This is a genomic window from Bradyrhizobium sp. Ken64 (assembly GCF_055807555.1).
Window position 1 is genome coordinate 39,745 of the sequence record NZ_JBVVPA010000014.1, and the last position, 20,239, is coordinate 59,983.

A 20,239-nucleotide genomic window follows, 5' to 3' on the forward strand; every position below is an offset into this window, starting at 1 on the left:
TGCAGAATGGAGCAACGCGACGGGGGTCGGGCGCTCATGACAGAAATACGATTGCCGGAGGTGGCGGACGCGGCAAATCTCACCGCGGCGCTGCGCAAGGCCGGCGCACTGGACGCCGGTGCCGTGCGCGAGGTCAAGGTCCTGCATGAGCGCGACACGGTCGTGTCGCATATCACCCGGCTCGGCCTTCGCTATGTCGGGGAATCCGCCGGCTCGCCGCAGTCTCTGATTCTCAAGACGCCCCATGCCGCGTTCGCCAAGCCGCTGGCGAATGCCGGTCGCCACGAGGTGGCCTACTACAAACAGCTCGCACCCAGAACGCCCGCGCAGTTGGTGCCGCGCTGCTTTGACGGGAATTTCGACGAGGAGAGCCTCTCCTGGCATCTCCTGCTGGAGGATCTCACCGATAGCCACGAGATCGCGACCCAATGGCCGCTGCCGCCATCGCGCGGTCAGGCGATGGCCATCGTCGCCGCGCTCGCGCGCTGGCATGCGGCGTGGTGGGACCATGCTGGTCTCGGCGAGACCGTCGGGATCTGGGCGAGCACCGACGATACAGCCGGGCACATGGAAACGTTCGCATCCCATTACGACCGGTTCGCTGATCAGCTCGGCGATCGTCTCAGTGAAGAGCGCCGCACGCTCTGCCGCCGCTTCATCGATCAGTCCGACAGGATGTCACTGCGCTACCATTCGCACCGGCACCTCACTGTCACCCATGGCGATGCCCATATCTGGAATTTTCTGCTGCCGCGTGCCGGCGTGTCCGACACTGTCCGCATCTTCGACTTCGACCTGTGGGATATCAACGTGCCGACCCACGACCTCGCCTACATGGTGGCGCTGCACTGGTATCCGGAGCGCCGGCAGGCGTTCGAACGCCTTCTGCTCAACCATTACCACGACACGCTGATCGCGCACGGCGTCAGCGGCTATACGCGTGGCGCGCTCGATCAGGACTATCGCTGGTCGGTGCTCTGGCACATCACCAAGCCGGTCCGGCAATGGAGCATCAACATCCCGCCGGTGATCTGGTGGAATAATCTGGAACGGGTGATGATGGCGGTCGAGGATCTGGGTTGCGAGGAGTTGTTGGGGTAGTTGGTGCCGCATGCTCGCCGTCGTCCTGGCGAAAGCCAGGACCCATTACCCCAGGGAAAGGTTGTGGTGCGATGCTCGAAACTACGAGTTACCACCAAACTCCTCGCCGGGCTAATGGGTCCTGGATCTGCGCTGCGCTTGTCCAGGACGACGGCGGAAGTTGTGACCCACGCTACTCCATCACCGCATGTTCCGGCCCGGCCGCCTGCTTGCGCAGGGTGGCCTTGGTCGAGCCGATCAGCAGGGCGAGCGGGATGGTGCAGAGGATGAAGAACATCACCAGCTGGTAGTCGTGCGCGAAGGCGATGATCTGCGCCTGCACGCTGACCATGCGATCGGCCATGGCGCGGCCGGCGTCGGTGGAGAGATTGATCATGCCGCTGACGCTGGGCATCTGGAGCGCATGGTTGAACGGATTGATATGCTCGGACAGGATCGCGTAGGTCCGCCGCGTGCCCTGCGTCAGTTGGGCGATGACGACGGAAATGCCCACCGAGCTCGCGACGTTGCGCATCAGGGTCAGCATCGCGGTGCCGTCGGTGCGCAGCTCGTTCGACAAGGTCAGGAACGCCACCGTCGATAGCGGCACGAAGACCAGGCCGAAGCCGAAGCCCTGGATGACGCTGACGGTCACGATCTCCGGCACCTGGGTCAGATCGGTCCAGCCGGTCATCTGGAACAGCGAGCCCGCGGTCAGCGTCAGGCCCGTGATGATCAGCGTGCGGGCCTCGACATAACGCATCATGCGGCCGACCAGCATCATGGCGAAGAAAGTGCCGAAGCCGCGGCTCGCCAGCAGCAGGCCCGCGGTGATGATGGGATAGCCGATCACGTTCTGCATGTAGGGCGAGGCCAGCGCCATGGTCGAGAACAGCACGAGGCCCATCACGACCATGAACATGCAGCCGGTGACGAAATTGCGGTCCTTGAACAGCGCGAAACGGATGAACGGTGTTGAGGTCGTGAAGGAATGCGCGATGAAGAAGTAGAAGGCGACGGCCGAGACGATGAACTCCGCAAGGATCTCGCCCGATTCGAGCCAGCCCAATTGCTCGCCGCGGTCGAGCGCGAGCTGAAGCGAGCCGATCGCGACCGCCAGCGCGGCGAAACCGAACCAGTCGAATTTCAGGCTGAGATCCTTCCTGGTCTCGTCCATGAAGACGATCAGCCCGATCACGGTGATGGCGCCGAACGGCAGATTGACGAAGAACACCCAGTGCCAGGAATAAGTCTCGGTCAGCCAGGCGCCGAGCGATGGGCCCATGATCGGCCCCATCATCACGCCCATGCCCCAGATCGACATCGCCTTGGCGCGTTCCTGGAGCGTGTAATAGTCGAGCATCACCGATTGCGACAACGGCACCAGGGCGGCGCCGAACACGCCCTGCAGCAGGCGGAACAGCACCATCTGGTTGATGTCCTGCGCAAGCCCGCACAGCACCGATGCCATGGTGAAGCCGGCCGAGCAGATGATGAAGATGCGCTTGCGGCCGAAGCGGTTGGCGATCCAGCCCACCGGTGCCGTCATGATCGCGGCGGCGACGATGTAGGAGGTCAGCACCCAGTTGATCTGGTCCTGCGAAGCCGACAGCGTGCCCTGCATGTAGGGCAGGGCGACGTTGGCGATGGTGGTGTCCAGCGCCTGCATGATGGTTGCCGTCATGGCGCAGATCGTCACCATGTTCCGGCGCAGGCCGGGAACCATCAAATGGGCATTCGGGCCGGACACCGGATCAGTCCTTGTCTTGGTCTTTGTCTTGGCTCGCGGTCGCCGACAGGCCGAGCAGGCCGGCGAGCGAGCGTTGATGGCCGGTGTCGATGGTGGCGTAGACGCTCATGCCGGCCTTCAGCTTGCGCACGGATTTGTCGGTCTCGTCGAAATAGATGCGGATCGGCACGCGCTGCACCACCTTGACGAAATTGCCGCTGGCGTTCTGCGGCGGCAGGATCGCGAATTGCGCGCCGGTGCCGGGCGAGAGCGAGCCGATCTTGCCCTTGAAGGTATGGTTCGGGAACGCGTCGACCTCGAGCGTGACCGGCTGTCCTTCGGTGACATAGGTGAGGTCGCTCTCCTTCGGATTGGCGTCGACCCAAGGATGGGCGACATCGATGATGGAGAACACCGGCGTGCCGGCGGCGACGTAGCGGCCGAGCTGGATCTGCTCGACCTGGGTTGCCACGCCATCCATGGGCGCGCGCAGCACGGTGTGGTCGAGGTTGCGCTGGGCATCGTCCAGCTTGGCTTTGGCTTGCGCGTAGGCGGGGAATTGCTCCAGCGGCAACTCGGGATTGCCGAGCAATTGCGTCTTGGCATTCGAGAGTTGCTGCTTGATATATTGCGCCTGCGCGCCGGCGGTCACCAGTGCGTTCGACGCGTTGTCGAGATCGAGCTGCGAGCCGTAATTGTTCTTCACCAGCGCCTGCTTGCGCTCGACGTCGCGCTGCTTCAGGTCCATGCCCTGCTGGGCGAGATTGAGCATGTCGCCGTAGATCTTGATGTTGGCAACGAGATTGTCATAGGTGACGCGGGCTTGGGCGAGTTGCGCTTTGGCTTCTTCCAACGCGTGACGGAACGGGGCGGGGTCGATCTCGAACAGCTCGTCGCCGTGCTTGACGATCTGGCCCTCCTTGACGACGACCTTCTGGATTTTGCCGGAGATATCGGGAGTCACCAGCACTTTCTGCGCGCCGACATAGGCGTCGTCGGTGCCGACATAGCGGCCGCCATTGAGATAGAAGGTGAAGCCGGCAACGGCGACGGCGACCGGAAGCACGACCAGGAGCAGCACGCGGCGATAGCGGCGCAGGCCCGCCAACAGGCGGCGGCGCGGATTGGTGCCGGCTTTCTTGGTGGGCTTGCCGCCGTCGATTTTCTGCTCGGGCTGGAACTTGAGAACCTGATCAGCCATAGCGTTGCTCCTTACGCGCTTGTTCCGCTCCGCTGGTCTGGATCGCGGACCGCACGTTTTCCTTGATTGTTTCGAGTTGGGTGAGGAGACGATGGGCGTCCGCCGGCGTGATGCCGTCGAGCGCGTTCGCCGTGAGCTCGGACTTCAGCCCGCTCATCCGCCCCAGCAACTGCCGCCCGGCCTTCTTCAGGTACAACCGCTTGACGCGGCGATCCGAAGGATCGTTGCGTCGCTCGATCCAGTCGCTTCCGCAGAGTTTGTCGATCAGGCGCGTCAGCGTGATCGGCTGCACCTCGAGAAGCTCGGCGAGCTCCGACTGCTTCATGCCTTCGCTGCGCTCGACCTTGGCCAGCACCGCCCATTGCGCGCGAGTGATGCCGAAGCGCGAGGCTTCCTTGTCGGCATAAACCCGGAGCAGGCGATAGACCTCGGCGAGTGTAAACAGGAAATTCTGGTCCACGGGCCCTGGGCTCATGAGCTTTGTCTCCAATAAGCTTAGGATATTATAAGCAAGCTTATGATTATTTCATGGTGGGTTTGCGGGACACTGTCCCGCAGGGCGAGCATGGCTGATGGCCACATCACCGGTCCTGCTTTGGGTTCCCCCTTCGAAATGCTAGAAGGCCGTCGCATGACCCTCGCAAAACCGGCATTTCCCGCGCCCGACCACGATCACGGCCGCTGCACCGCGGATGCGCTGGCGCATGCCGAGGCCGTTTGCGGAGAGCGCGCGCAGAAATTCACGCCGATACGCCGCCATGTGCTGGGGGCGCTGCTCTCGAGCCACCGGCCGCTCGGCGCCTATGAGGTGATTGACGAACTGGCGAAATCGATGCCGCGGCCGGCGCCGATCACGGTCTATCGTGCTCTCGATTTCCTGATGGCCAACGGCCTCGTGCACCGCATCGAAAGCCGCAACGCCTATCTCGCCTGCGCCGCTCACGACCACGACGCGACCTCGGCGGTGACGTTCCTGATCTGCGAGCGCTGTGGCCTGGTCGGTGAGATTCCGTCGGCTTCTTTCGCCAGGGACCTCAACGCCGCCGCGCGCAGTTCAGGCTTCGCTCCCAAATTGTCCGTGGTGGAAATCACGGGCGTTTGTGCGCATTGTCAGAAAGCTGCATAGAGCAACAACGGCGCAAAGCCGGTTTTTCGGGAAGAAATGTCCTCACCTCAAGCCATACCGTCCGCCGGTCGTCCCCTCAGTGCCGGCGCTATCGCCCTGATGCTCATGCTGTGCCTGACCTGGGGATTCAACCAGATCGCGGTGAAGCTGGTGCTGCCGGACATTCCGCCGATGCTTCAGGCTACGTTCCGCTCGATGGGCGCGCTGCCGGTGCTGTTCATCATCGGCAGCTTGCGCGGCGTTAAATTCTTTGAGCGCGACGGCACCTGGAAGCCCGGCGTGATCGCGGGACTGATGTTCGGCATCGAGTTCGTTCTGATCTTCCAGGGCCTGCGCTTCACGCCGGCATCGCGGGCGGTCGTGTTCCTCTACACCGCGCCGTTCTTTGTCGCGCTCGGCTCCTACCAGGTTCTTGGCGAGCGGCTTGGCGGGACGCAATGGCTGGGGCTCGCCATCAGCTTTGCCGGTGTCGCACTCGCGATCGGCGTGCCGCAGCCCAATGTCGATTCGCATGTCCTGCTCGGCGACCTCATGATCGTCGGCGGCGCCGCGCTGTGGGCGGCGACCACGCTGGTTGCCAAGGGAACGCGGCTGCGCTTCGCCGCGCCCGAGAAGGCGTTGGGCTATCAGGTCGCGACCTCGATCCCGATCCTTGGGCTGGCCGCCTGGCTGTTCGGGGAGACCATCCCCCACACCCCGTCGCCGCTGTCGCTGGGCCTGATGGCCTTCCAGGCGATCTGGGTCGTGGGAACCACGTTCACGCTTTGGTTCGCGCTGGTGAAGACCTATTCGGCCAGCAAATTGTCGGCTTTTACCTTCATCACCCCTTTGTTTGGCGTGGTGGGTAGCTATTTCATCATGCACGACACGCTGAACCTGACATTCGGGGCTGCCGCCGTCCTTGTCATTGCTGGGCTTTTTCTGGTTAACCGTCCCAGCCAATCCGCTGCGGCGCCGCGCGATGCATTGCTGAACGTCACCAAAACCTGATATTTGGACGCCATGAACAAGCTCGAAAACACCATCGATTCCGACGTTGCGGGCCCCGCGCCCCGGCACAGGACCACCCAGGTCAAGGTCGGCGACGTCGCCGTCGGCGGCGGTGCCCCGATCGTCGTGCAGTCGATGACCAACACCGACACCGCCGATATCGACGGCACTATCGCCCAGGTCGCAGCGCTCGCCCGCGCCGGCTCCGAAATGGTCCGCATCACCGTGGACCGTGAGGAGGCCGCCGCCGCCGTCCCGCACATCCGCGACGGGCTGCTTAAACGCGGCATCACCACGCCGCTGATCGGCGACTTTCACTATATCGGCCACAAGCTGCTCGCGGCCTATCCGGCCTGTGCCGAGGCGCTCGCCAAATATCGCATCAATCCCGGCAATGTCGGCTTCAAGGACAAGCGCGACACCCAGTTCGCCGACATCATCGAGATCGCCAACAAGAACAACAAGCCGGTGCGCATCGGCGCCAATTGGGGCTCGCTCGACCAGGAGCTGCTGACCAAGCTGATGGACGAGAACGCCGCGTCCGCCGATCCGCGCGACGTGCGCGCGGTGACGCGCGAGGCGATGGTGCAGTCCGCGCTGCTCTCGGCCGCGCGCGCCGAAGAGCTCGGCATGCCCAAGAATCGCATCATCCTCTCGGCCAAGGTCTCGGCCGTGCAGGATCTGATCGCGGTCTATCAGGATCTCGCCAGCCGTTCCGATTACGCGATTCATCTCGGCCTGACCGAGGCCGGCATGGGCACCAAGGGCATCGTGGCGTCCTCGGCGGCGCTCGGCATCCTGTTGCAGCAGGGCATCGGCGACACCATCCGGATCTCGCTGACGCCGGAGCCCGGCGGCGACCGCACCCGTGAGGTGCAGGTCGGCCAGGAGCTCTTGCAGACCATGGGCTTCCGCACCTTCGTGCCGCTGGTTGCGGCATGCCCCGGCTGCGGCCGCACGACCTCGACCACCTTCCAGGAACTGGCCAGTTCGATCCAGGGTTTCATCCGCGACGAGATGCCGACCTGGAAGACGAAATATCCCGGCGTGGAAGAGCTCAACGTCGCGGTGATGGGGTGCATCGTCAACGGCCCCGGCGAATCCAAGCACGCCAATATCGGCATCTCGCTGCCGGGCACGGGCGAGGCGCCGGCTGCTCCGGTGTTCGTCGACGGCAAGAAGTTCCGCACCTTGCGCGGCCCGACCATCTCCGCCGACTTCAAGGCGCTCGTGATCGACTACATCGAGCAGCGCTACGGCCAGGGCGCCAAGGTGCCGGTGACCGCGGCGGAGTAGTATTGCTCCGCTTTTGCGGCGTGTAGCCCGGATGGAGCGAAGCGAAATCCGGGTTCTCGCAAGCTGACGAACTCAACCCGGATTGCGCTTCGCTCCATCCGGGCTACGATGCTCCCAATCAAGAACGATCGGGAGACACGTCATGAGCTCACTCGCCGGCAAGCAGGGCCCGCGCTATCGCCACACGAGGGACGACGGCGCGCCTTACGAGACCATCGCGGTCGAAAAGCTCACCCCCATCATCGGCGCGGAAATCTCCGGCGTCGATATCGGCAAGCTGGTTTCGGACGATGCCCGGTCCAACCGGCAGATGGACGAGGTCCATCGCGCGCTCGCCGAAAACCTCGTCATCTTCTTCCGCGACCAGCACATTACGCCACAACAGCATCTCGCCTTCGGCCGCAAGTTCGGCGAGCTGCATTTTCATCCAGCCGCGCCGCATGAGGATGAAGACCCGGCACTGATGAAGATCTATGCGGATGCGAATTCGCCGCGCGCCAACGGCGAGGGCTGGCATTCCGACGTCTCCTGCGATCTCGAGCCGCCGATGGGCTCGATCCTCTACATCAAGCAGTGCCCGCCGCGCGGCGGCGATACGCTGTTCGCCAACATGTACGCGGCCTACGAGGCGCTGTCGGACCGGATGAGGGCCTATCTCGACGGGCTGACCGCGCTGCACGACGGCGAGCACATCTATCGCGGGCTCTACGCAAATTACGGTGTCGCCGACCGTCCGTCCTATCCGAGTGCCGAGCATCCCGTGGTGCGCACGCATCCGGTCACGGGCAGGAAGGCGCTTTACGTCAACCGCGGATTTACCCGTCACATCAACGGAATCCCACGCGACGAGAGCGACGCGATGCTGGCCTATCTCTACCAGCACACGGAAAACCCGCTGTTCCAGTGCCGCTTCCGCTGGACCGAGAACGCCATCGCCTTCTGGGACAACCGCTGCACCCAGCACCGCGCGATGTGGGACTACTGGCCGCACACGCGCTCCGGCACGCGGGTGACGGTGAAGGGGGAGCGGCCGGTTTAACCGGTCTGCGCACCGCGTTCCGCGTTGACGTCTTCCCGCGTGCGGGCCAATCTCGCCGAAAACAAAGACCGTCGGGAGGATCCGCCATGCTCCGCGCCGAGGACAACAAGTTCCTGACCGAGTCGGGCCCCGGAACGGGTATGGGCGAATTGTTGCGCCGGTTCTGGATTCCCGTGCTTCTGTCGGAAGAACTCCCCGAGCTCGACGGCGAGCCGAAGAAGATCATCGTTCTCGGCGAGGAACTGCTCGCCTTCCGCGATACCCGCGGCGTTGTCGGATTAATCGATCAACACTGCCCGCATCGCGGCGCCAATCTCTGGCTTGGGCGCAATGAGGAATGCGGCATCCGCTGCGTCTACCACGGCTGGAAATTCGACACCGACGGCCGCTGCGTCGACATGCCGACCTCCTATCCCGACCTCAACGCCAAGGATCTCGTTCGTATCAAATCCTATCCGGCGCGCGAATGGGGCGAGATGATCTGGGCCTATATGGGTCCCGCGGATGCGATGCCCGAGCTGCCCGATCTCGAAATGGCGCTGCTGCCGGCTTCGCATCGCTACGTCGGCAAGAAATGGCAGGACTGCAACTGGGTGCAGGCGCTGGAAGGCTCGATCGACACCGCGCATTTCACCTTCGCCCATCTCTCCTTCGACAAGGAGGAGAACGAAATTTTGGACATCAAGAAGCATTTCGTGAATCCGATCGCGCGGATGTCGAGCGATCACATGCGCTGGATCGCGGAGGATCCGCGCCCCGTGATCAAGATCGCCCCGCACGCGGCGGGCCTCACCATCGCCGGCGGGCGGCTCACCGGCGGCGACAACATCTACTGGCGCATAGCCCAGTTCCTGATGCCGTTCCACGCCTATGCCCCGAGCGCGATGCCGGGCGAGAACATCTTTGGACAGACTTTCGTGCCGGTCACCGACACCAATTGCTGGATCTACACCTATGCCTGGAATCCGGAGCGGCCGCTGACGCAAGCCGAGCGTGACGCCCTCGACCGGGGCAACGGCGTGATCGCGGAGGTCGACGATAATTACGTGCCGCTGCGCCACAAGGGCAACGACTACCTGATCGACCGCAAGCTGCAGAAGACCAGGAGCTACACCGGCATCAACGGCGTCTCCGAACAGGATGCGGCCGTGCAGGACAGCCAGGGCCCGATCGCCGACCGCACCCGCGAGCATCTTGGTCCGACCGATCTCGGTATCATGCATTTCCGGAAAGTCGTGATGGAGCTGGCGCGGGCGCTTCAGCAGGGCGAGCCGCCGCCGCAGGCGGCGCATCAGGATCGCTACGCCGTGCGCTCGGGCGCCTGCGTCACCAGCAAGGCCAAGGACCTTTCCGCGGTGATGCTGGAGCGTTTCGGCGACGTCATGGGATTTGTCGGCCGGCCGCGAACAGCGGCAGCGGAGTAGCACTTGGGGCAGCCGCGCAGCATCATCGCAAGTCTCATCTCGACGCTGGTCGCGTCGATCTTGCTATGGTCGCTGGCGCCTGCAGGTGAGGGCCATGCTGCTATCGCGCGGAAAATCGCGAAACCCAAGCCGCAGCACGCGCCGGTCAAGTGTGAGATGTCGAAATTCCGGATCGTCGTGGATGTCGGGCACACCCCGGACTCCTACGGCGCGTTGAGCGCGCGCAACGACACCGAGTTCGGCTTCAACTTCCGGCTTGCGAGTCTGATCACGGCGAAGCTCAAGGCCGAAGGCTTTGCCGCGACCCGGCTGCTCGTCACCGACGGCAAGGCGCGACCGAGCCTGTTCAAGCGCGTCAGCACTGCGAACAATGCCCGGGCCGATCTCTTCCTGTCGATCCATCACGATTCGGTGCCGGACAAACTGATCGAGAGGTGGGAGTTCGACGGGGCGAACAGTTATTTCAGCGACCGATTTTCGGGCCACTCCCTGTTCGTGTCGCAGCGAAATCCGCAATTCGCCGCAAGCCTGATGCTGGCCCGGATGATCGGCCGACAGCTGAAGGATCAGGACCTGCATTATGCCGGCCAATATGCCCTGCCGGTGATGGGCCGCTATCGGCGCCAATTGCTCGACAAGGATGTCGGCGTCTACCGCTATGACGGGCTCGTCGTGCTGTCGCAGACGCGGAGCGCGGCCGTGTTGCTCGAGGCGGGCTCGATCATCAACCGCGATGAGGAGATGACGATGAACTCGCCGGAGCGGCAGGAGATCATTGCGGGCGCCGTGGCGGTGGCGATGAGGGAGTTTTGCGCGAGACGGTAGGTGGCGCCGCTGGCAATGACGGGAATCTACAGCGGCGCTCCCCGGTACTCCCGGTTCGCCAAGCTCGCCTCCTCCAAATCCAGATCCCGCTCGATCCTCCGGCGCGTCTCGTCGGTGATCTGGCCGTCGCGCAGCAGCTCGTGGATGAATTTACGCTCGGCGGCGATCAGATCGCGGGTCAAGGCGGTGCCGGCGGCGGAGACGTCGTGGTGGGTGGGATCGAGCGAATCGGGCAGCTGGTTGACCCGGATCTCGTGGCGGGCGCGCAGGAGCCGCATCACCTCGTCGGACACGTCCTTCTCCTCGGTCAGCGCATCGAGCGACTTCAGGGCGGCATCGAGCGCCTGGCGCCGTGCCGCGATCTCGGCCTCGTGCTCGGCGGCATGCTCGTTGCGACCGGCTTCCGCGACACCGAGCCAACGCACGACCGGGGGCAGCGTGAGACCGACGCCGATCAGTGTGATGAAGATGACGCCGAACGCGACGAACAGGATCAGGTCGCGAAACGGAAAGGCCTCGCCGCCCGGCAGCGTGAAAGGCAGCGCCAGTGCCGCCGCCAGCGACACCGCGCCGCGCACGCCGGTGAACGCAAGCACGAAAGGCCATTGCCACGGTGGGGACGGATCGCGCGCACGCAGCGACTTGCTGAGCATTCGTGGCAGATAGGTCGCAGGATAGAGCCAGGCGAAGCGTGCGATCACGACGACCGCCAGCACCACGGCGGTCGCGATCATGATGTCGTCGAGCGGGAACGCCTTCGACTTCTCGTAGAGCGCGCGCATCTGGAACCCCGTGAGCAGGAACAGCAAGCCCTCGATCAGATAGATCACGAGGTCCCAGAAGAAGATTCCCTGCAGCCGCGTCGATGCCGAGATCAGCAGCGGGCCGTTCCAGCTCACATAGAGGCCACAGGCGACGGTGGCGATCACGCCGGAGCCGCCGAGATGCTCGGGCAGCCAGTAGGAGACGTAGGGCGTGATCAGCGACAGTGTCAGCTCGACCTGCGGGTCCCCCGACCATTTGCGGAACCGCAGGGAGAGCCAGCCGACACCGATGCCGAAGGCGATCTCGCCGGCGACGATGAGCAAGAATTCGCCGCCCGCCAGAGGCAGCGAGAAATGCCCGACCATGATTGCGGCAAGCGCGAAGCGGTAGAGGATCAGAGCGGTGGCGTCATTCGCGAGCCCTTCGCCTTCGAGGATGACCATGAGCCTGCGCGGCAAATGCAGCCGGCGCGCGATCGCGAGCGGCGCCACCACATCGGGCGGCGCGACGATGGCGCCGAGCAGGAAGCCGATGGTCCAGGGCAGGCCGATGAAATAATGCGTGGCGGTTGCGACGAGTGCTGTGGTGAAGATCACCGCGCCGACCGCGAGCAGCACGATCGGGCGAAGATTCTTTTTGAATTCGCGCCAGCTCATCGCGACGCTCGCCGAGTAGATCAGCGGCGGCAGCACCATCAGCAGCACCAGTTCCGGCGGCAGCTCGACCGGCGGCATGCCCGGCACGAAGGCGAGGCCGACGCCGGAGAGCATCAGCAGAATGGCAGGCGCGATGTTGAAGCGGCGGGCGACAAGCGCGGTGCCTGCCAGCACGGCGAGCAGGATGAGAAAGGTCTGAAATTTTGCTTCCATGATGATCTGTCTTCACCCGGAAGCGGTCGTAAGGTCAATGTGTGCGGCTTACGCCAGCCGCTCGGCCACCATGCGGCCGATGCGTGCGAACACGGTTTCGATCTGCGCCGCACTCGGCGTGCCGCCCTGCGTATAGGCCGCGATCAGGATCGGTGCATCGGGCTTCGTATCGGGCTTGGGCCAGGCCACCGCGATATCGCCCGAGGCGTCCTTACCGTTGTTGCCGGTCTTGTCGCCAATCTTCCAGCTTGCGGGGAGCCCGCCACGCAGCCGGTTCGCGCCGGTCTTGCAGCCCACCAGCCACTCCGTGAGCTGCGCGCGCGAGGTGGTCGACAGCGCCTCGCCCGTCACCAGCCGGCGCAGATTGCCTGCCATCGCCGCGGGCGTCGTGGTGTCCCGGGGATCGCCGGGCGGTGAGCGGTTCAGCTCGGGCTCGTTGTGGTCGAGCCGCGAGGTGGCGTCGCCGAGCGACCGCCAGAACGCGGTGAGTGCGGCGGGACCGCCGATCCGTGCCAACAACAAATTGGCGCAGGTGTTGTCGCTGAGCTCGACGATCGCCTTGCACATCTCGGTGACCGACATTGCGCCGGCCGCAATGTTTTGCCTGGCGACCGGTGCGTACTCCAGCAGGTCGACGTTGCCGTACGGGATCATGGCCGCAAGCTCATCCTCGCCACGATCGACCCGCGCCAGCACGCAAGCCGCGAGCGAAGCCTTGAATGTCGAGCACATGACGAACCGTTCGTCAGCGCGCCAGGCGAGCTTTGCGCCGGTCGCGAGGTTCTCGGCATAGACCCCAATCCGGCCGCCACTCTCGCGCTCATAGGTTTCAAGCTCAGGCTGCGCGTCCGCGGCGAGCGCAGGGGAAGCGGCAATCCAGCACAGCGAGGCGAGCAGCGAACGGCGGTCGAGAAGCATGGGGGACTCTTGGGCGAGACGGGGGCGGGGTGGAGATGCGGCATGCACTCCATCCGCATCGTCATTGCGAGCGCAGCGAAGAAATCCAGTCTGCCTCCGCGGAAAGACTCTGGATTGCTTCGCTTCGCTCGCAATGACGGAGGATGTGGAACAAGTGTGCCCGATTTCGGGCAGCGGAAGATTAGGCCCCCCTCACTCCCGCAGGTCATACCGATAAGACTTCGACACGATCTGCCAGCCATCGGCGAGCTTCATCGCCACCAGATAGTCGGTGAAAAAACGCGGCGGCAGTTGGCACCGGACCTTGATGAAGGCGGTCTTGTCGTCCGAACGGTCAATCGTGACGATGACATCCTCGCGCGGCTTGCCTTCGGCCTTGCCGGAGGGGCGCTTGCGCACGCGGTCGAGCCAGTCCGGCACGGTCAGCACCTGCAGCTCGCCCTTCTCGACCCAGCGCAAATCGGCGGAGGGATGGAAAATGGCGCCGAGCTTTTCGGCATCGCCCTCGTAAAGTCCGTCGAAGTAAGATTGCACGACGGCTTCGACGCTCGAACGGCTCTGGCTCATGGTCATCCCTTTGAATGATGGCTCAGGGCGAACTTAGTCGTACACATCAAAATGCGCTATGGTGTCCGTACCATTTGCTAGGACGCGGTGATGACCGGATCAGAGAATTCGAACGCTTCCTTCCTGATTGGCGAATGCTACTGCCGCGCCATGCGCTACGAAGTGGCGGACGCGTTCTCCTATGCGATGAACTGCCACTGCTCGAATTGCCGCCGCACCACCGGCGCCGCCTTCAAGCCGTTCGCCGGCATCGAGCAGAGCAAGTTCCGCATCGTCAGCGGCGAGAACCAGCGCACCATCTACGGTGACGACACCACCCATGACGCCCACTGCGCCCGCTGCGGCTCGCTGCTTTATTCCCGGGTGCGCGAGGGAAAATGGGTCCATGTCGCCATGGGAACCCTGGTCGATGCCCCCTCGATCCGACCGAACGCCCACATTTTCGTGGGCTCGAAGGCGCCCTGGCACGAGATTACGGACAATCTGCCTCAATATCGGGGCCACATCGGGGATGCCTGAGGGAACCTGCTGCGCGCCTGTTTGTCGGCGAACCGCGACCGCACTGGCGCGACAAACAAAAGGGGCCTTTCGGCCTGCCGCCAGCGCCACCTTCGTGACCTCCGTCACAAGCGTCCGCGACGGACCCTGCTAAAGCCGTCCCAAAGGGGCTCGAATGGCCCTGAACCCGGAAGTCGTGTCATGCGCAAATTGCTCAGACTTTGCCCCCTTCTCCTCGCCGTCGCGCTCCTATTCGGCACCGGGCCCGCTTTCGCCGGAAAGCGCGCCGCGTTGGTGATCGCCAATTCCGCCTATCAGCATGCGCCGTCGCTGACGAACCCGGTCAATGACGGTTCGGTGATGGCCAGGACGCTGAAGGAGGCCGGGTTCGATATCGTCGATTCCCGGCACGACCTGACGGCGCAGGAAACCCGGCGCGTGCTGCGCGAATTCGCCGACGGGACCCGCGATGCCGATATCGCCGTGGTCTATTATGCCGGTCACGGCATCGAGGTCGAAGGCTCGAACTACCTGATCCCTGTCGACGCCAAGCTGGAGCGTGACACCGACGTCTTTGACGAGGCGCTCTCCCTCGACCGCGTCCTGGTCGCGGTCGAACCGGCCAAGCAGCTTCGCCTGGTGATCCTGGATGCCTGCCGTGACAATCCGTTCGCCAAGACCATGAAGCGCACGGTCGCCTCGCGCGGCATCGGCCGTGGTCTCGCCCAGGTTGAGCCGACCAGCCCCAACACGCTGATCGCCTATTCGGCCAAGGCCGGCTTCACGGCGCAGGATGGCGACGGTGCGAACAGCCCCTTTACCGTGGCGCTGTCCAAGCATCTGACGACGCCGGGCCTCGACGTCCGTCGCGCCTTCGGCTTCGTGCGCGACGACGTGCTCAAGTCGACGGGTAACAAGCAGGAGCCGTTCGTCTATGGCTCGCTCGGCGGCGAAGACGTGCCGCTGGTGCCGGTCAAGGTGACCGCTGCGGCTGCCGCTGCGCCCGCGCCGAACCCGCAAGCCGACATCCGCCGCGACTACGAACTCGCGCTCCAGGTCGGCAACAGGCCGGCATGGGAGGCGTTCCTCGCCCAGCATTCCGACGGCTTCTATGCGAGCCTCGCCAAGCTTCAACTCGAAAAGATCGGCGCCGAGCAGGCTCATGCGGCGGCCACCGAGAAGGCGAAACAGGCCGAGGCCGAGCGCGATCGTCTTGCCGCACTTGGCGCGCAGAAGGATACGCAGGCCAAGGCAGCTGCCGATGCGAAGGCTGCCGAGCAGGTACAGCTTGCCGCGCAAAAGGCCAAGGAGCAGGCGCAGCAGCAGGCGGCCGCCGCCGAGCAGCAGCGGGTCAATCTCGCCGCCGCGGCGCCGGGTGCAGCGCCAGCCAGCACGGCAAGCCCAGCCGGCACCAACGTCGCGTCGCTGACGCCGGCCACCGCGCCGGCCGATCTCAGCCGATCGGTGCAGACCGAGCTCGGCCGGGTCGGCTGCTTCTCCGGCGCCGCCGATGGCAACTGGAATACGTCCTCGCAGCGCTCGCTGTCGCAGTTCAACCGCTATGCCGGCACCAAGCTCGACGTGAAGGTGGCGAGCACTGACGCGCTCGATACAGTCAAGGCGAAGCCTTCACGCGTCTGCCCGCTGGTTTGCGAGCATGGTTTCAAAGCCGACGGCGACAAGTGCAGCAAGATCGTCTGCCGCGAAGGATATGCGGTCAACGCTGACAATGAGTGCGAAAAGCAGCGTGCGGCCAAGCCGGCCAAACCTGCGACCGCCAAGCGCGACGACAGCGATGAGCGTCCCGCACGGCAGCGTCGTCAGGCCAGTGGCGCTGCTGCTGGCGGGGCGGGCGGCTACGGTGCCGCGGGCGGCAGCGGTCAGATTTTTTGCAATGATCTCCTCTGCCGGCCGGTCAGGCGCGGCTGTCACCTTGTGTATCGCGGCGGCGGCGGCCCTCACGTCGATGCCAATGCCGAGGTCTGCAACTGACAAGGGCACTGGTTTCCGACATCGTCATGGCGGAGCCGCCACAATGTCGGGAATCACGTTGAAATCGCGCTCGCCGCGATGTTCACCGTCAGGGCCAGCAAGGCCGTGTTGTAGATGAACGACACGATCCCGTGCGCCGTGGCCGTGCGGCGGATCGTCTTGTCTGAGATGCCGACGTCGGAGACCTGCGCGGTCATGCCGATCACGAACGAGAAATAGACGAAGTCCCAATAATCCGCGTGGTCTTCCTTGTCGCCGCTGGGAAACTGAAGGCCGCCCGGCGTGGCGTGCCGGTAATAATCATGCGCGTAATGCAGCGCGAAGATCGTGTGCACGGCGGCCCATGACAATACGATGGTGGTGATTGCGATGCTCAGCTCCAGGACGCCGCGATGCGGCGTTCCAAGCTCGGAGACGATCGCGGCGATGCTGGCGAAGGCGCCGATCGCCGTCACCAGCAGGATCACGAAGCGACCGTCGTCCTGCATCGCTGCGGCGCGGCGGATGTGCTGGTGATCGTTGCACAGCATCATCGCGTAGACCAGCACCAGATAAACGGCGATCAACGCATCCCAGCCGAACAGAAACCGCGTGACCAGCCGGTGCGAACCCGGGATGAGCAGGCAGACGAGAATACCAACGGCAAGCGATATGAACGTCCGCGGACGCGCATAAATCAGCCGCATCGGCCGCGACATCTTGCGAAAGCGGGCGAGGGCGGGGTCTTCCTTGCTGCCGCCCGCCATCGAGCTATCAGCTCTTCCGTTCGGCCACGAACCGCGCAGCCGCTTGCAGCACGGCGGCGCGATCGCCGAAAATCGAGACCGCGCTGTCGGCGCGCGCGAGCAGGTCGCGCACGCGCTGCTTGGCGCCTTCGATGCCGAGCTGGGTGACGAAGGTGGTCTTGCCGAGCGCTGCATCGGCGCCGGCAGGCTTGCCGAGCGCGGCGGCATCGCCTTCGACGTCGAGCAGGTCGTCGGCGATCTGGAAGGCTTCGCCGAGCGCGCGGCCGTAATCGTCCAGCGCCTGATATTCCTTTTGCGAGGCCTGGCCGAGGATCGCGCCGGCGATGCAGCCGTAGCGCAGCAGCGCGCCGGTCTTCATCTGCTGAATGCGGGCGACGTCGATCGGCTCGTTGCCGCCAAAGCGGCCTTCGCCGGCGAGGTCGAGAATCTGGCCGCCGACCATGCCGCCGATGCCGGCGCAGCGCGCCAGTGCGCGGGTCAGCAAAAGCCTCACATTGGCGTCGCGATGGATCTCGTCGCGGGTGATGATGTCGAAGGCGAGTGTCAGGAGGCCGTCGCCGGCGAGGATCGCGGTCGCGTCGTCGGTCTTCTTGTGCAGGGTCGGGCGGCCGCGGCGCAGGTCCGAATTGTCCATCGCCGGCAGATCGTCATGGATCAGCGAATAGCAGTGGATGCATTCGAGCGCCGCACCTGCGAGCAGCGCGGCTTCGCGCGGCACGCCGAACACGGCCGCGCTCTCGACCACCAGGAAGGGCCGCAGGCGCTTGCCGCCGTTGAGGCTCGAATAGCGCATTGCGTCCATCAGTCGCTTGGGCCGGGCGATCTCATCAGGCAGGATGTCGTCCGACAGCAGGCGCCCGAGCAGGGCCTCGGTGTCATCAGCGGTCTTGTCCAGACGTTTGGCGAAATCGGACGGGGACGTGCCGGTCATCAAGAAGGACTCCAGAACTAAAATTCGGCGGGACAATCCTTTATGCGCCCGCCTCAGTCAATCGTTTGGAAGGCCTAAAAAGTGCTGGAAAAGGCCCGAATTATCACAGACTTAATGCCGGGCCCGTGGCCGCGTTTCGTTCTGCGCCGGAAAGGTTGATTTGCGCGTCGTCAAAACCCTTCTCCTGGCGCTCGCGGTCGCGGCTCTCGCGCCCTATGTGGTCGCGCCGTTCTACCGTGCCGGCCATCCCGTTTCGACGCTGATGATCTGGCGCTCACTTCGGGGTGCGCCGATGCAGCGGGAATGGATCGATCTGGCGGCGATGTCGCCCTCGCTGCCACGCTCGGTTGTGGCGGCCGAGGACGCCCATTTCTGCAAGCATCACGGCATCGACTGGGGTGCGCTGCGTGAGGCGATAGACGATGCGAAGGAGGACGGCACCCCGTTCCGGGGCGCTTCCACCATCACCCAGCAGGTGGCGAAAAACCTGTTCCTCTGGCAGGGGCGGGACTTCGTCCGCAAGGCGCTGGAATTCCCGTTGGCGCTGTGGATCGATCTCGTCCTGCCCAAGGCACGGATCCTGGAGATTTACCTCAACATCGCCGAACTGGGACCACAGGGCCAGTTTGGGGCCGAGGCCGCCAGCGCCTATGCTTTCGGCAAATCGGCGGCGAACCTCTCCCCCCGCGAGGCAGCGCTTCTGGCCTCGATTCTGCCGAATCCGGTCAAACGCAGCGCCAGGACGCCGGGACCAGGTGTCCGGCGGCTGGCGGGGACCTATGTGGCGCGAGCACAGGCGAGTTCACTTTCGACCTGCTGGCGGGAGAATCGCTGATTTCGGTCCTTTTCGGGCGCATTTTCCGGCCCCGGAGCCCTAGATTTAAGGCAGGCCTTCCTCTATAAGCCCGGCCTTGACCGGCATTCAGCTCGCCTCGGTTTGCGGGTGCTGAGCCGTCCCTCCGCGGACGATGCCCTGATGACACCAATCCCTAGAGGATACTGAAATGGCCGTTCCGAGAAGAAAAACCTCGCCGTCGCGCCGTGGCATGCGCCGCTCGGCTGACGCCATCAAGAAGCCGACCTATGTGGAAGACAAGGATTCCGGCGAACTCCGTCGTCCGCACCATCTCGACCTCAAGACCGGCATGTACAAGGGCCGTCAGGTCCTGAAGAAGAAAGAGTCCTGAGTTCGGGACCTTTCCCCAGGTAGGATGATTTCGCCTGCCTGATTTCGGCCAATCCATGAGATATGACAGTGACGGCGGCGGAGCCAATGCTTCGCCGCCGCATTGTCCTGTCTGGATATCTTGATCGAGAAGGCATTTCGCCGATGGTCGGTTTCCCGCTGCTCCTGATCCCGCTCGCGGTCTACAACATCATCGCCTTCCTGATGCCGAGCGTGTCCTTTACGGACGTGCTGTTCAGGGTGCCGATGATCACGGGCGAGGCCTGGCCGGTCACGCTCGCCGACGTGATGCTCGCGCTAGGTATCGTGCTGCTGCTGCTCGAAGTGGTCAAAGGCGCGCGGCCCGGCGCGAAATTCCTGATGGATCATCTGCTGTCGCTGATCGTGTTCGGCGCGGCAGCGGCCGAATTCGTGATGTGGCCGAAATTCGGCAACTCCACCTATTTCCTTCTGGTGCTGCTCGCGATGGCCGATTTCCTCGGCGGCATCGCCCAGCGCACCCGCCGCCGCGTCGCTTATGTCACCGAAACGACGGTGCCCGCGCGCCGCAAGGCCAAGCGCCAGGCCGAGACGCCGGCGGATGAAGGGACGTTCGAGCCCAAGTTCGAGCCAGTGTCCGCTCCGCAACCAGCTCCGGCGGAGCCGCCGGCGCCTACGGCACAATCGGTCGCCGAATCCGTGCTGATGGATCACCCGGCGCCGAAGCCTGTGAGTACGCCCTCGCCGGAAATCCCGTCGCCGCATTTGCAGCCGGGCAACGGCACCCAGCCGTCTCCCGACGCACCGCGCTGATCAAGCCATCTGCCGCGTGCGTGCGGTGACGCTCGGAAGCGGGCGCTTGCTGCCATAGGCGACCTGCGCATCCTCGGAAGACGCGCGGCGCAGCCGGCTCGCCTGGGGCAGGTGCTCGGCATTGGCAATGAGCTGGGCGACGAAGCTGGGGTCGGGGCGCGGCAGCGGTGCCTTGTGGACCCACTGCAGAATCGGCATCAGCGGCACCAGGGCCGAGCCCGTGCCGTTGTCCGAGGCGTTCGATCGATCGGTACTCAACATCGCA

Annotated in this window: 21 protein-coding genes; 12 read left to right on the forward strand and 9 right to left on the reverse strand. The window is 64.4% G+C overall.

Going from position 1 to position 20,239, the window contains the following annotated elements:
- Window positions 1-36: 36 nt before the first annotated feature.
- The gene (locus AC0L2F_RS22330; protein WP_473249868.1) at window positions 37-1,101 is read left to right on the forward strand and encodes a phosphotransferase; all 1,065 of its coding nucleotides are present in this window, start codon (window positions 37-39) and stop codon (window positions 1,099-1,101) included.
- 172 nt (window positions 1,102-1,273) lie between these two features.
- On the opposite strand, the gene AC0L2F_RS22335 is transcribed toward AC0L2F_RS22330, so the two are convergent.
- The 3 genes from AC0L2F_RS22335 to AC0L2F_RS22345 are packed head-to-tail and all read right to left on the reverse strand — an operon-like array spanning window position 1,274 to window position 4,485.
- On the reverse strand, window positions 1,274-2,830 hold the full coding sequence (locus AC0L2F_RS22335) for an MDR family MFS transporter (protein ID WP_007615966.1): 1,557 nt from the start codon (window positions 2,828-2,830) through the stop codon (window positions 1,274-1,276).
- Window positions 2,831-2,834: 4 nt separating this feature from the next.
- Window positions 2,835-4,010, reverse strand: coding sequence for an HlyD family secretion protein (locus tag AC0L2F_RS22340; RefSeq protein ID WP_473249869.1), 1,176 nt, complete (start codon window positions 4,008-4,010; stop codon window positions 2,835-2,837).
- The gene (locus AC0L2F_RS22345; protein WP_007615964.1) at window positions 4,003-4,485 is read right to left on the reverse strand and encodes a MarR family winged helix-turn-helix transcriptional regulator; all 483 of its coding nucleotides are present in this window, start codon (window positions 4,483-4,485) and stop codon (window positions 4,003-4,005) included. Before AC0L2F_RS22345 ends, AC0L2F_RS22340 begins: the two co-directional genes overlap by 8 nt.
- A 156-nt stretch (window positions 4,486-4,641) precedes the next feature.
- On the opposite strand from AC0L2F_RS22345, the gene AC0L2F_RS22350 reads away from it, so the two are divergent.
- The 6 genes from AC0L2F_RS22350 to AC0L2F_RS22375 all read left to right on the forward strand — a co-directional run bounded on the left by AC0L2F_RS22350 (window position 4,642) and on the right by AC0L2F_RS22375 (window position 10,710).
- The gene (locus AC0L2F_RS22350) at window positions 4,642-5,136 is read left to right on the forward strand and encodes a Fur family transcriptional regulator (RefSeq protein ID WP_007615963.1); all 495 of its coding nucleotides are present in this window, start codon (window positions 4,642-4,644) and stop codon (window positions 5,134-5,136) included.
- 36 nt (window positions 5,137-5,172) lie between these two features.
- Window positions 5,173-6,126 (forward strand): DMT family transporter, encoded by a 954-nt coding sequence (locus AC0L2F_RS22355; protein ID WP_007615962.1) that lies wholly within the window; start codon window positions 5,173-5,175, stop codon window positions 6,124-6,126.
- A 12-nt stretch (window positions 6,127-6,138) separates the two neighbouring features.
- On the forward strand, window positions 6,139-7,422 hold the full coding sequence (gene ispG, locus AC0L2F_RS22360) for a flavodoxin-dependent (E)-4-hydroxy-3-methylbut-2-enyl-diphosphate synthase (protein ID WP_007615960.1): 1,284 nt from the start codon (window positions 6,139-6,141) through the stop codon (window positions 7,420-7,422).
- Window positions 7,423-7,564: 142 nt separating this feature from the next.
- Window positions 7,565-8,461 (forward strand): TauD/TfdA dioxygenase family protein, encoded by an 897-nt coding sequence (locus AC0L2F_RS22365; protein WP_473249870.1) that lies wholly within the window; start codon window positions 7,565-7,567, stop codon window positions 8,459-8,461.
- An 86-nt stretch (window positions 8,462-8,547) separates the two neighbouring features.
- Entirely contained in the window at window positions 8,548-9,885 is a 1,338-nt protein-coding gene (locus AC0L2F_RS22370) for a Rieske 2Fe-2S domain-containing protein (protein ID WP_473249871.1), read from the forward strand.
- A 3-nt stretch (window positions 9,886-9,888) separates the two neighbouring features.
- Window positions 9,889-10,710 carry an N-acetylmuramoyl-L-alanine amidase gene (locus tag AC0L2F_RS22375; protein ID WP_473249872.1) on the forward strand — a complete coding sequence of 274 codons (822 nt, stop codon included), beginning with the start codon at window positions 9,889-9,891 and terminating at the stop codon, window positions 10,708-10,710.
- A gap of 26 nt (window positions 10,711-10,736) precedes the next feature.
- On the opposite strand, the gene AC0L2F_RS22380 is transcribed toward AC0L2F_RS22375, so the two are convergent.
- From AC0L2F_RS22380 to AC0L2F_RS22390, 3 genes are all read right to left on the reverse strand, one after another.
- Window positions 10,737-12,344 (reverse strand): Na+/H+ antiporter, encoded by a 1,608-nt coding sequence (locus tag AC0L2F_RS22380; protein ID WP_063996467.1) that lies wholly within the window; start codon window positions 12,342-12,344, stop codon window positions 10,737-10,739.
- Window positions 12,345-12,392: 48 nt separating this feature from the next.
- Window positions 12,393-13,262: a class A beta-lactamase gene (gene bla / locus AC0L2F_RS22385; RefSeq protein ID WP_473249873.1), complete on the reverse strand. Its 870-nt coding sequence runs from the start codon at window positions 13,260-13,262 to the stop codon at window positions 12,393-12,395.
- A 192-nt stretch (window positions 13,263-13,454) separates the two neighbouring features.
- Window positions 13,455-13,829, reverse strand: coding sequence for a nuclear transport factor 2 family protein (locus AC0L2F_RS22390; RefSeq protein ID WP_473249874.1), 375 nt, complete (start codon window positions 13,827-13,829; stop codon window positions 13,455-13,457).
- A gap of 90 nt (window positions 13,830-13,919) precedes the next feature.
- On the opposite strand from AC0L2F_RS22390, the gene AC0L2F_RS22395 reads away from it, so the two are divergent.
- Together AC0L2F_RS22395 and AC0L2F_RS22400 are read left to right on the forward strand one after the other, a co-directional pair.
- Window positions 13,920-14,348, forward strand: coding sequence for a GFA family protein (locus tag AC0L2F_RS22395; protein ID WP_473249875.1), 429 nt, complete (start codon window positions 13,920-13,922; stop codon window positions 14,346-14,348).
- A 180-nt stretch (window positions 14,349-14,528) separates the two neighbouring features.
- Window positions 14,529-16,319, forward strand: a complete 1,791-nt coding sequence (locus AC0L2F_RS22400; RefSeq protein ID WP_473249876.1) for a caspase family protein — start codon at window positions 14,529-14,531, stop codon at window positions 16,317-16,319.
- Between the two features lie 53 nt (window positions 16,320-16,372).
- Here the strand turns inward: AC0L2F_RS22400 and AC0L2F_RS22405 are convergent, their stop codons facing one another.
- Both AC0L2F_RS22405 and AC0L2F_RS22410 read right to left on the reverse strand, forming a co-directional pair.
- Window positions 16,373-17,065, reverse strand: coding sequence for a DUF1345 domain-containing protein (locus AC0L2F_RS22405; RefSeq protein ID WP_473249877.1), 693 nt, complete (start codon window positions 17,063-17,065; stop codon window positions 16,373-16,375).
- Window positions 17,066-17,072: 7 nt separating this feature from the next.
- Window positions 17,073-17,996, reverse strand: a complete 924-nt coding sequence (locus tag AC0L2F_RS22410; RefSeq protein WP_007615948.1) for a polyprenyl synthetase family protein — start codon at window positions 17,994-17,996, stop codon at window positions 17,073-17,075.
- A gap of 160 nt (window positions 17,997-18,156) precedes the next feature.
- On the opposite strand from AC0L2F_RS22410, the gene mtgA reads away from it, so the two are divergent.
- The 3 genes from mtgA (at window position 18,157) to AC0L2F_RS22425 (ending at window position 19,974) form a co-directional block, all read left to right on the forward strand.
- A complete protein-coding gene (gene mtgA / locus AC0L2F_RS22415) occupies window positions 18,157-18,831 on the forward strand; it encodes a monofunctional biosynthetic peptidoglycan transglycosylase (RefSeq protein WP_063996464.1) in 675 nt (224 codons plus the stop codon).
- Between the two features lie 169 nt (window positions 18,832-19,000).
- Window positions 19,001-19,183: a 50S ribosomal protein L32 gene (gene rpmF, locus AC0L2F_RS22420; RefSeq protein ID WP_007598106.1), complete on the forward strand. Its 183-nt coding sequence runs from the start codon at window positions 19,001-19,003 to the stop codon at window positions 19,181-19,183.
- A gap of 143 nt (window positions 19,184-19,326) precedes the next feature.
- Entirely contained in the window at window positions 19,327-19,974 is a 648-nt protein-coding gene (locus tag AC0L2F_RS22425; RefSeq protein WP_063996463.1) for a hypothetical protein, read from the forward strand.
- Here AC0L2F_RS22425 and AC0L2F_RS22430 read toward each other — a convergent pair whose 3' ends face one another.
- A complete protein-coding gene (locus tag AC0L2F_RS22430; protein WP_007615945.1) occupies window positions 19,975-20,235 on the reverse strand; it encodes a hypothetical protein in 261 nt (86 codons plus the stop codon).
- Between the last annotated feature and the right edge of the window lie 4 nt (window positions 20,236-20,239).

What these genes read in the sequence shown, in the direction of transcription:
- AC0L2F_RS22330 (WP_473249868.1), top strand. Translation starts at nt 37, where the DNA reads ATGACAGAAATACGATTGCCGGAGGTGGCGGACGCGGCAAATCTCACC.
- AC0L2F_RS22340 (WP_473249869.1), bottom strand. Translation starts at nt 4,010, where the DNA reads ATGGCTGATCAGGTTCTCAAGTTCCAGCCCGAGCAGAAAATCGACGGC.
- AC0L2F_RS22345 (WP_007615964.1), bottom strand. Translation starts at nt 4,485, where the DNA reads ATGAGCCCAGGGCCCGTGGACCAGAATTTCCTGTTTACACTCGCCGAG.
- AC0L2F_RS22350 (WP_007615963.1), top strand. Translation starts at nt 4,642, where the DNA reads ATGACCCTCGCAAAACCGGCATTTCCCGCGCCCGACCACGATCACGGC.
- AC0L2F_RS22355 (WP_007615962.1), top strand. Translation starts at nt 5,173, where the DNA reads ATGTCCTCACCTCAAGCCATACCGTCCGCCGGTCGTCCCCTCAGTGCC.
- ispG (WP_007615960.1), top strand. Translation starts at nt 6,139, where the DNA reads ATGAACAAGCTCGAAAACACCATCGATTCCGACGTTGCGGGCCCCGCG.
- AC0L2F_RS22365 (WP_473249870.1), top strand. Translation starts at nt 7,565, where the DNA reads ATGAGCTCACTCGCCGGCAAGCAGGGCCCGCGCTATCGCCACACGAGG.
- AC0L2F_RS22370 (WP_473249871.1), top strand. Translation starts at nt 8,548, where the DNA reads ATGCTCCGCGCCGAGGACAACAAGTTCCTGACCGAGTCGGGCCCCGGA.
- AC0L2F_RS22380 (WP_063996467.1), bottom strand. Translation starts at nt 12,344, where the DNA reads ATGGAAGCAAAATTTCAGACCTTTCTCATCCTGCTCGCCGTGCTGGCA.
- bla (WP_473249873.1), bottom strand. Translation starts at nt 13,262, where the DNA reads ATGCTTCTCGACCGCCGTTCGCTGCTCGCCTCGCTGTGCTGGATTGCC.
- AC0L2F_RS22390 (WP_473249874.1), bottom strand. Translation starts at nt 13,829, where the DNA reads ATGAGCCAGAGCCGTTCGAGCGTCGAAGCCGTCGTGCAATCTTACTTC.
- AC0L2F_RS22395 (WP_473249875.1), top strand. Translation starts at nt 13,920, where the DNA reads ATGACCGGATCAGAGAATTCGAACGCTTCCTTCCTGATTGGCGAATGC.
- AC0L2F_RS22400 (WP_473249876.1), top strand. Translation starts at nt 14,529, where the DNA reads ATGCGCAAATTGCTCAGACTTTGCCCCCTTCTCCTCGCCGTCGCGCTC.
- AC0L2F_RS22405 (WP_473249877.1), bottom strand. Translation starts at nt 17,065, where the DNA reads ATGGCGGGCGGCAGCAAGGAAGACCCCGCCCTCGCCCGCTTTCGCAAG.
- AC0L2F_RS22410 (WP_007615948.1), bottom strand. Translation starts at nt 17,996, where the DNA reads ATGACCGGCACGTCCCCGTCCGATTTCGCCAAACGTCTGGACAAGACC.
- rpmF (WP_007598106.1), top strand. Translation starts at nt 19,001, where the DNA reads ATGGCCGTTCCGAGAAGAAAAACCTCGCCGTCGCGCCGTGGCATGCGC.
- AC0L2F_RS22425 (WP_063996463.1), top strand. Translation starts at nt 19,327, where the DNA reads ATGGTCGGTTTCCCGCTGCTCCTGATCCCGCTCGCGGTCTACAACATC.
- AC0L2F_RS22430 (WP_007615945.1), bottom strand. Translation starts at nt 20,235, where the DNA reads ATGTTGAGTACCGATCGATCGAACGCCTCGGACAACGGCACGGGCTCG.